Annotated in this window: 9 protein-coding genes; 5 read left to right on the top strand and 4 right to left on the bottom strand. The window is 74.2% G+C overall.

Annotation, left to right across the window (positions count from 1 at the left end; all coding sequences use genetic code 11):
- The 3 genes from E1300_RS43810 to E1300_RS43800 form a co-directional block, all read left to right on the top strand.
- The coding region (locus E1300_RS43810; protein ID WP_207400305.1) for an efflux RND transporter periplasmic adaptor subunit at window positions 1-1,002 on the top strand (1,002 nt) is incomplete at its 5' end.
- A complete protein-coding gene (locus E1300_RS43805; protein ID WP_131763186.1) occupies window positions 999-1,727 on the top strand; it encodes an ABC transporter ATP-binding protein in 729 nt (242 codons plus the stop codon). The genes E1300_RS43810 and E1300_RS43805, both read left to right, overlap by 4 nt.
- Window positions 1,727-2,944: an ABC transporter permease gene (locus E1300_RS43800; RefSeq protein WP_131763185.1), complete on the top strand. Its 1,218-nt coding sequence runs from the start codon at window positions 1,727-1,729 to the stop codon at window positions 2,942-2,944. Before E1300_RS43805 ends, E1300_RS43800 begins: the two co-directional genes overlap by 1 nt.
- A 31-nt stretch (window positions 2,945-2,975) precedes the next feature.
- On the opposite strand, the gene E1300_RS43795 is transcribed toward E1300_RS43800, so the two are convergent.
- Complete coding sequence (locus tag E1300_RS43795) at window positions 2,976-4,172, bottom strand: cytochrome P450 (RefSeq protein WP_165503262.1); 1,197 nt, start codon at window positions 4,170-4,172, stop codon at window positions 2,976-2,978.
- A gap of 195 nt (window positions 4,173-4,367) precedes the next feature.
- On the opposite strand from E1300_RS43795, the gene E1300_RS43790 reads away from it, so the two are divergent.
- Complete coding sequence (locus E1300_RS43790) at window positions 4,368-4,751, top strand: group I truncated hemoglobin (RefSeq protein WP_131763183.1); 384 nt, start codon at window positions 4,368-4,370, stop codon at window positions 4,749-4,751.
- Window positions 4,752-4,804: 53 nt separating this feature from the next.
- Here the strand turns inward: E1300_RS43790 and E1300_RS43785 are convergent, their stop codons facing one another.
- The 3 genes from E1300_RS43785 to E1300_RS43775 are packed head-to-tail and all read right to left on the bottom strand — an operon-like array spanning window position 4,805 to window position 8,404.
- A complete protein-coding gene (locus tag E1300_RS43785) occupies window positions 4,805-6,613 on the bottom strand; it encodes a choline/carnitine O-acyltransferase (RefSeq protein WP_131763182.1) in 1,809 nt (602 codons plus the stop codon).
- Between the two features lie 39 nt (window positions 6,614-6,652).
- A complete protein-coding gene (locus E1300_RS43780; RefSeq protein ID WP_131763181.1) occupies window positions 6,653-7,474 on the bottom strand; it encodes a class I SAM-dependent methyltransferase in 822 nt (273 codons plus the stop codon).
- A gap of 60 nt (window positions 7,475-7,534) precedes the next feature.
- A complete protein-coding gene (locus E1300_RS43775) occupies window positions 7,535-8,404 on the bottom strand; it encodes a HalD/BesD family halogenase (RefSeq protein ID WP_131763180.1) in 870 nt (289 codons plus the stop codon).
- A 288-nt stretch (window positions 8,405-8,692) separates the two neighbouring features.
- On the opposite strand from E1300_RS43775, the gene E1300_RS43770 reads away from it, so the two are divergent.
- Window positions 8,693-9,525: serine/threonine-protein kinase (locus tag E1300_RS43770; RefSeq protein WP_131763179.1), on the top strand; the 833-nt coding region annotated here is incomplete at its 3' end.

The following is a 9,525-nucleotide window of genomic DNA, read 5'->3' as shown; positions in this document are numbered from 1 at the left end:
GCCGTCGTGCTGGCCGGCGCGGGCGGCGGCTCGTCCGGCGGGACGGCGAGCGCGCTGCCGCCGAGGACCGCGCCCGTGACCCGGCAGACCCTCAAGGACACCCAGACCGAGGACGGGCAGCTCGGCTTCGGGCCGACGCACGACGTGACGAGCCGGCTCCCGGGCACGCTGACGAGGCTCCCCGAGAGCGGTGACGTGGTCAAGCGGGGCCAGGAGCTGTACGAGGTGGACGGCAAGCCCGTCACGCTGATGTACGGGTCCAAGCCGGCGTACCGCGCGCTGCGGGTGGGCACCGAGGGCTCCGACGTGCTCCGCTTCGAGAAGAACCTGCGAGCGCTCGGCTACGACGGCTTCACCGTCGACGACGAGTACACCTCGGACACGGCCGAGGCGGTCGAGGAGTGGCAGGACGACATCGGCCGCGAGGAGACCGGCGCCGTCGAGCTCGGCCAGGTCGTGTTCGCGCCCGCCGCCGTCCGGGTGGACAGCCTGGCGGCGAGCGCGGGCGACCCGACGTCCCCCGGCCGGAAGGTCCTCACCTACACCGGCACCGACAAGGCCGTCACCGTCGAGCTGGAGACCACCGACCAGCGGATGGCGAGGAAGGGCGCCGCGGTCGAGGTGACGCTCCCCGACGACGAGACCGTCCCGGCGAGGATCGACGACGTCACGACCGTGATCGAGCCGGGGTCGCAGGGCGAGGACCCGACCACCAAGGTCGAGGTGACCGTGTGGCTGCGGTCGGCGAAGGCCCGCAAGGCCGCCGCGGCGTACGCGCTGGCCTCGGTGGACGTCGCGTTCACGGCGGGCGAGCGCGAGAACGTCCTGACCGTGCCGGTGTCGGCGCTGCTGGCGCTGGAGGAGGGCGGGTTCGGAGTGGAGGTCGTCAAGGACGGCACGTCCTCGTACGTTCCCGTGAGGACGGGCCTGTTCGCGGACGGGCGGGTCGAGGTGTCCGGCGCCGGGATCGCCGAGGGCACGACCGTCGGGGTCCCGAAATGATCGATCTGCGGGACGTGACCAAGATCTATCCGGGCGGCGTCCGGGCCCTCGGCGGCGTCTCGCTGCACGTCGGCGCCGGCGAGCTCGTCGCGATCGTGGGGCCGTCCGGCTCGGGCAAGTCGACGATGCTGAACGTCCTCGGCACGCTGGACCGGCCGACGTCCGGGACCGTCCACATCGACGGCCACGACGTGGGGCGGCTGCCGGACGCGAAGCTGTCGGCGCTGCGGGCGGGCCGCATCGGGTTCGTGTTCCAGCAGTTCCACCTCGCGGCGGGCACGAAGGCGGTCGACAACGTCGCCGACGGGCTCCTGTACGCGGGGCTGCGGCCGGGGGAGCGGCGCCGCCGCGCGATGGCCGCGCTGGAGCGGGTCGGGCTCGGGCACCGGATGGGCCACGAGCCGCACGAGCTGTCAGGCGGGGAGCGGCAGCGGGTCGCGATCGCGCGGGCCGTCGCGGGCGAGCCCGCGCTGCTGCTCGCCGACGAGCCGACCGGCGCCCTCGACTCGGTGTCCGGGAACGGGGTGATGGAGCTGCTGCGGGAGCTGCACGCGGGCGGCACCACCGTCGTCATCATCACGCACGACCGGGAGATCGCGGACGGCCTGCCGCGGCAGGTGCGAATGCGCGACGGCCTGGTGGTGAGCGACTCCGGCCCACCCGGCGGGACGTCCGCCGGAGCGACCGGCGAAGCGGCCGTGGCGGCACCGGCGGAGGTGCGGTGATGGCCGCCGCGTCCGCCGGCGGGGCGCTGCGCCCGGCGCGGCTCTGGCCGGGGGACGTGCTGAAGGTCGGCGCGGTGGGGCTGCGGACCCGGCCGATGCGGGCGTTCCTGTCGGCGCTCGGCATCGCGATCGGGATCGCCGCGATGGTCGCCGTCGTCGGCGTCTCCTCGTCCTCGCGGGCCGACCTCGACCGCGCCCTCGCCGCGCTCGGCACCAACCTGCTCACGGTCTCGCCCGGCAGCACGCTCACCGGCGAGAAGGCCCAGCTCCCGCTGGAGTCCGAGGCGATGGTGGCGCGGATCGCCCCGGTGCGGGAGGTGTCGGCGATCGGGCTGCTGGACGACGCGAAGGTCTACCGGTCCGGCAGGATCCCGAAGACCGAGACCAGCGGGATCGCCGTCTACGCCGCCCGCACCGACCTGCGCGCCGCCACCGGCGCGGAGCTGCGCGGCGGCACCTGGCTGAACGCCGCCACCGGCTCCTACCCGGCGGTCGTGCTCGGCTCGTCGGCCGCGGACCGGCTCGGGATCGGGCACGCGGGACCGGGCGTCAAGGTGCTGGTCGGCGGGAAGTGGTTCACCGTCGTCGGCATCCTCGCCAAGGCGCCGCTGGCCCCGGAGCTGGACGCGTCCGCGCTGGTCGGCTGGCCGGTGGCGCAGGCGCGGCTGGGCTTCGACGGGCACCCGACCACGATCTACACGCGGTCCCGGGACGCGAGCGTCGAGGACGTCCGGAACGTCCTCGGGGCGACCGCGAACCCGGAGGCGCCGAACGAGGTGCAGGTGTCGCGCCCGTCCGACGCGCTCGCGGCGAAGAAGGCCGCGGGCGAGGCGTTCACCGGGCTGCTGCTCGGCCTCGGCGCGGTGGCGCTGCTCGTCGGCGGCGTCGGGGTGGCCAACACCATGGTCATCTCGGTGCTGGAGCGCCGCGCCGAGATCGGCCTGCGGCGCTCGCTCGGCGCGACCCGGGGCCAGATCCGCACGCAGTTCCTCGCCGAGTCGCTGCTGCTGTCCGCGCTCGGCGGCGCGGGCGGGGCGCTCATCGGCACGCTGGTCACGCTGGTCTACGCGCTGTACCAGGGCTGGCCGGTCGTCGTCCCGGCATGGGCGGTGGCGGGCGGGGTCGCGGCGACGCTGCTCATCGGCGCGCTGGCCGGGCTCTACCCGGCGATCCGCGCGTCCCGGCTGTCCCCGACCGAGGCCCTCGCCGCCACCTGAGCCCGGGCGCCACAGATGAGGCGTCCCCCGCTCACCGCGGGGGGCGCCAGCGGACGGGCAGCGACTCGACGCCGTAGATGCCCTCGACGCCGCCCAGGCGGGGCGGGCCGTCGAGGGCGAGGCCCGGCATCCGCGGCGCGAGGAACGCGAGGGCCTCCTCCAGCTCGGCCCTCGCGAGGTTGGCGCCCAGGCAGTAGTGCGCGCCGGCGCCGAACGTCAGCGGGCGGTGCTCGCGGACGGCCGTGATGTCGAACTCCTCGCCCTCGTCCCGGTTGGCGCGCTCGGCGCAGACCGCGACGATCGCCCCGGCGGGGAACGCCACGCCGCGGAACTCGACCGGCTCCAGGCAGACCCGCGCGGTGAACGGCGTGATCGGCTCGAACCGCAGCACCTCGTCCACGGCCCGCGCCGCCCGGCCCGGCTCGGCGGCGAGCAGCGCCCACTGGTCCGGGTGCTCGGCGAACAGCCGCAGCGCGTGCGCGAGCTGCGCCTGCATCGTGTCGATCCCGCCGGCCATCACGTTGAGGACGAGGTTGACGCACTCGGCACGGGACAGCCGGTCGCCCTCGTCCTCGGCGGCGAGCAGCGTGCTCAGCAGGTCGTCGCCCGGCGCGTCCCGGCGGGCGGCGAGCAGGTCCTCGACGTAGGCGTACACCTCCGCGGTCGCGCGCTCGATCGCCGGCAGGTCCGCGGCGAGCGCGCGGATGTCGAACTGCCGCTGCACCCAGGCGGACCAGGCCTGGAGCCGCGGGGCGTCCGCGGCGGGCGCGCCGAACACCGCCGCGATGGTCAGCGCCGGGTACGGCCGGGCGAAGGCCTCGACGGCGTCGCAGGACGTCCGGGCGGGGTCCCACAGGCCGTCGAGGAAGCCGCGCATCACGGGCCGCCAGCGCCCCGCGGCCCGCGGCGCGAACGCCGGGCCGACGAGGGAGCGCAGCCGCCGGTGCCGCTCGCCGGTCTGGTTGACGATGTTCGCGTCGATCTGCTCGCGCAGCCGCCCGCCCGTCACCCCGAACAGGTCCGCGATCTGCGGGCCGGGGAACGCCGTCGCGCGGGACCGGAGGAAGAACTCGGCGGACTCGCGGTCCAGCACCACGTAGGACAGCGGGGCCTGGGCGAGCCAGCCGTGCCGCGCGGTCTCGGCCAGCCGCCGGTGGTACACCTCGCCGGTGAGGTCGGGCGCCGAGTAGTCGAAGAAGGGGAGGTCGAGCTCAGCCGCGTCGGTCACGATGTCCCCTGCCCGCCGTGTACATCCGTCCAGCCGATTATGCGTGCCGGACCGCGCCCGGGCCGAGGCTTCACACCGGCCGCCACGGGCCGTGCGGGTTCGGTGCCCTACCCCTAACAGGACGGCAACCGGACCGAAAGCACGGTGCGTTGTCCTGTGCTCACTGGAACGACCTCACCCCTGGAGGAGCGCGCCATGAGCATCTACGAGCGCATCGGCGGCGAGCCCGCGCTGACCGCGGTGGTGGACGACCTGTACGTCCGCATCCTCGCGGACGACGAGCTGAAGCCCTTCTTCGCCGGGACGAACCTCGCCCGGCTGAAGGGGCGCCAGGTCGAGTTCTTCGGCCAGGCGCTCGGCGGCCCGATGGTGTACGGCGGCGCGCCGATGAAGGACGTCCACACGGGACGCGGCATCGAGCGGGCCCACTTCGACCGGGTCGCGGAGCACCTGGTCGCGGCGCTCGCCGCGGCCGGCGTCCCGGACACGGTGATCGCCGAGATCGCCGCGGTGGTCATGCCGCTCGCGGACGACATCGCGGCCGCCGCACCCCCGCCCGCCGCCGGCACGGCCGCCTGAGACCGGCCGGGCCGGGGGGCCTGGGCCGCCCGGCCCGTCCCGGCCGGTGATCGTCAGCTTGCCGTTGCGAGGAGGTCCTGTAGCTCCCGCACGGCGCGGCGCAGCTCGTCCGCGAAGACCCGCATCGCGCCCGCCACGGCCTGCGGCGTGCTCAGGTAGACGTTGAAGCGGTCGGGGAGCAGGACGTAGGCGACGCCGATGCACTGCTCGCTCGTGGACCCGAACCCGAAGTACTGGATGTTCACGGACGGCGCCGAGCTGGTGCTCAGGTAGTCGTCCCGCATCCTCACCCAGCCCGGCGACTCGAACAGCGCCAGGGGCTCGGTGATCCCGAGCTCCGCGCCGCGCCGCTTCTGGATCAGTTGCAGCTCCCACAGGTGCTGCTCGGGCGCGTCGCCCGCCTGGCACTCCTTGGCGCGGCGGACGTGCGCCTCGGCGGCGGCGCGGAAGGCCGCGGCGCGGGCGGCGTCGTCCGCGCCGGGGTCGTCCATCGTCTCGACGAAGCGGACGACCTCGGGCGTGACGACGCGCATCGCCTCCGTGCGCCCGTTCCGGTACTGGCGGGTCGCGATCGACTCGTAGGTGGCGCCGGTCAGGCCCTTCGCGCGCCGGTGGGCGAGCTGGTAGGCCATCTGCACGAACGCGTCGGGCGAGACGCGCAGCTCCTTGGCGCGCGTGCTGCCGAAGTCGTCGAACGACACGGCCGCGGTGGCCGTGGCGGCGGCGTAGGCGGCGAACGCGTCGCCCGCGTCGCGGATGTCGGCCCGCAGCGCGTCGTCCAGGGCGAACTCGATCGGCGCGAAGGCCGGCAGCCCCTGCGCGACGGCGCCCGAGCGCACCGAGTGGTCGCCGGCGGGGGAGCCGAGGAGGTCGTCGACGAAGCTGAGGATCGTGGTGCCGTCCAGCCCGCAGTGCTCGACGTTGATCCCGGCGCGCCCGTCGCCGAACACCACGAACGACACCGCCTTGTCGAACCACCGGTTCGCGCTGTCGCCGTGCAGGAGGTGGTCGCACGCCTCCAGCTCGTCCCGGGGCGAGAAGTCCTCCAGGCAGAGGCAGAACAGCGCGGTCTCCACGTCGTCGAGCGCGCGGGCGTTGGCGGGGTCGGCGGCGAGGAGGGCCCGCCGGCTCGCCGCCCACTCGGCGCGGGCCTTGGTGGTGAGGTGCCCGGCGGACGGCTCGATCGCCGGATCGGTCTTCATGGCGGCCCGCAGCCCGCCCGCCAGCTCGTCGAGGGTGTGCGGCCGCCCGTCCGGGCCGAGCACGTCCATGCGGATCATCGTGCCGCGGAAGAACACCATGATGTGCCGGGCCTCGGACGGGCCGGGCCACGCGTCGGTGTAGGGCGCGCGGACGGTGTCCTGCTCGTCGCCGGGGATCCGCGTCGTCGAGAACAGGTACCGGTTCTGCGCCATCGACAGCGGACGCCCGCGCTGGACGGCCGGCGCGACCGCCTCCGCGTCCAGCCGCAGCTTGTAGTCCAGGGCCGCGGCGACGAGCCCGGCGGCGCGCTCCACCTGGCCCTCGCCGGTGTCCTTGAACAGGAAGAAGAAGTTGGCGTTCAGCGCGATCCGGTCGCGCCGGCCCAGGTACCGGTACGGCCAGAACGTGTCGAGCCAGCTGTGCACGCCCTCGCTCCGCTCGTAGCGTTCGAGCGCCGCGTGCAGCGCCCGGCCCGGCCCGTCCGGGCGGACGAACGCGGCGAGCGCCGCCTCGGTCTCCGCCCGCTCGTCCGGGGTGAGCAGCGGCGCGCACCACTCCAGGAAGCGGTCGGCGGTCGCGTCGAGCGAGGGCAGCGGCACGCGCGGCAGGGCGTCCTCGTTGCCGAAGGTGCGGGACGAGAGCTCGGGAGTGGCGTTCACGGGCGGTTCCTCGTGCTGGTGCGGAAAGGGGCGTCGGGGTCAGGTCGCGGCGCGGGGACGCGAGACGTGGAGCTGCGCGTAGAGCCAGCCGTCCGTCTCCAGGCCGCTCGGGTCGACCCCGACGGCCGACAGGCGGTCCAGGACGAGCGTCCGCTCCTCCTCGGTGGCGAACCGCCGCTGCCGGAACACGCCGTCGTGGCGGACGGTCTCGTATCCCGCCTCGGCGAGGCGCTCGGCGATGGGGTCGAAGGGGAACATGCGGAGGACGAAGTGCGCCATCCACGGCGGCCCGCCCGTCCCGGCGCTCGCCTCCACGACCCGCAGGAGGGTGCGCTCGGTGACGTAGCCGAGGCAGCCGGTCGAGATGACGACGTCGGTGGGGGCGAGCTGCGCGCGCTGCTCCTCGGTGGGGTCGCCGGCCTCCAGGTCCGCGTGGACGGCGCCGTCGAGGAAGCCGGCTTCGAGCGCGTAGGACAGGGCGTTGTCGGAGGCGTCCAGGCCGAGGAAGCGGGTGCGGTTCGCGGGTTCACCGGTACGGATCGACTCCCGGTCGCGGGCCAGCAGCGCGGCCCGCGTCCACCGGTCGGCGTCCGGCCCGCTGTAGCGATCGTACAACTCGGCCATCGTCGCGCCGTGCTTGAGGAGCGCCGCGTTGATGCCGTAGGAGCAGCCGATGTCGAGAACGGTCGGAACGGCGACCCCCCGCGCCTCCCGATACTCGTCGACGAGCGCGGCGAAGTGCGGTTTCGCCAGCTCGGGAATGTGGTAGTCGAGACCGCGCAGCGTCCCGAAGTAGGCGCGCGGATCGGGCTGGACATAGATGTGGTCGAGCGAGACTTTCCCTGTCATGTCGACACGCACGATCGCGTTCCTTTCCTGGAACCTGCGGGACATGGAACGGCCCGGACCGGACCCCGGGCCCTAGTCCAGGAGGGCGTCGACGCGGACGGCTTGGGGTTCGGCGGCCAGGTGGGCGGGGAGGACGCGGCCGAAGAGCTGCCGGGTGCGGGCCACGCTGCCGATCACGCCGGGCCGCTCGCTGTAGGCGAAGATCGCCGTGTGCCGGGCCGTCGCGCCGCCGACCTCGCGGACGCGGTGCAGCGAGTAGCGTCCCTTGAAGAGCTGGAGGTCGCCGGGGCGCAGCGTCAGCCGGCGGACCAGATGGCCGCCGTCCCCGGTGAGGACGGCGCGGACGTCGGGGAGGTTCTCCGCCGCGGCGGACCGGATGTTCGGGCAGTACTCGAAGACGCCGCCGGCCTCGGGCTCCTGGGTCAGCAGGCTCACCGTGAACTCGTTGGTGTCGAAGTGCCAGGGGTGCTCCATGCCGGGGTTGACGACGTTCAGCACCAGCCCCGACAGCGGATCGGCCAGCTCGTGGACCTCCGGCAGCCCGAAGCAGCTCGCCACGAAATGCCGGAACGCCGCGCTCGAATAGAGGCGCTGGATGATGGATTCCGCGGGAATGAGGTCGCGCGCCACGAACGCGTTCCCGCGCTCGACGGTGATGCGGCCCGGATGGTCGTCCGGCAATGGCGTGGCGATGTCGATGTTGTAGGCGTTGACCGTCTCGACGTCGTAGTGGGCCAGCGGCGCGATCGCGGCGCCTTCCGCGCGCAGGTCGGCGCGCAGGTCGGGGCGGACGAAGTCGGGCAGCACGCTGCACCCGGATTCCGCCAGGTCGGCGCGGGTCCGCGCGACGACGGCCCGCCATTGGGCGCCGCCCGGGTCGGCGAGCGGGTACCGCTCCGTGTCGACCGTCCGTCCGATGTCCCGAGCCTCCACCGCGCCCATGAAGTCCCTTTCGTGTGGCCGACCTCCTCCGGGTTCTAGCACATTGATCAGGTCATTTCGGGACGGGATTTTCGGCCCCGACTTATCAGGTCCCGACAGGAAAAGGGCGTGACCTGCTCCTTATCACGTTCCAAATTCGTGCGGGGCCGTGCCCGGCTGAGCGTCCGATGTGGCCCACATCACCCGGCCGCCGTCCCGGGCGTCAGATCAACTTGTTGCGAACCTTCCCTTACGCACAGGCGTCACCTCCTGGTGGAATGCTGACCGGGCACGAGCAAGGGGATCGCGATGGCGGAGTGGCGGCTGGCGGACTTCATCGAGGATCGCGAGCTCGGACGCGGCGCGCAGGGCCGGGTCGTCCTCGCCCGGCACGCGCGGGCCGGCACACCGGTGGCGATCAAGTACCTGGCGCAGGCGGACGCCGGGGCCGTCGCCGGGTTGCGCGCCGAGGCCCAGATGCTCGGCCGCCTGACCAGCCCCTACGTCGCGCGGCTCTACCAGTTCGTGGAGAGCGAGCACGGCGCGGCGATCGTGATGGAGGCGGTCAACGGGGCGTCGCTGAAGGCGGTGCTCGGCGAGCACGGCGCGCTGGCGCCGGAGGCCGCGCTGCTCGTCCTGAAGGGCTCGCTGCTCGGGCTGGCCGCCGCGCACGCCGTCGGCGTCGTGCACCGCGACTACAAGCCCGCGAACGTCGTCGTCCAGGGGGACGGGCTGAGCAAGCTCGTCGACTTCGGCGTGGCCGTGCTCGCGGGGCAGGGCTCGTTCGCCGGGACGCCCGCGTACATGGCGCCCGAACAGTGGCGCGGCGAGCCCGCCACCCCCGCCACCGACGTGTACGCCGCCACCTGCGTGTTCGTGGAGTGCGTCACCGGCAGCCGGCCCTTCGCCGCGGGCGAGCGGGCGGCGCTGATGAACCAGCACCTGGCGGCGCCGGTGGACGTCGAGGGCGTCCCGGAGCCGCTGCGGCCGCTCGTCCTCGCGGGGATGGCCAAGAGCGCCGAGGACCGGCCGCCCGGCGCCGCCGCCTTCGTCACCCGGCTGGAGTCGGCGGCGGTCGCCGCGTACGGCTCCGACTGGGAGCGGCGCGGCGTCCGCGCGCTGGCCGCCGCGGCGGTCGCCCT

The organism is Actinomadura fibrosa, assembly GCF_900659615.1.
Classification (GTDB): Bacteria; Actinomycetota; Actinomycetes; order Streptosporangiales; family Streptosporangiaceae; genus Spirillospora; species Spirillospora fibrosa.
This window is presented reverse-complemented; position numbering and strand designations above follow the sequence as displayed.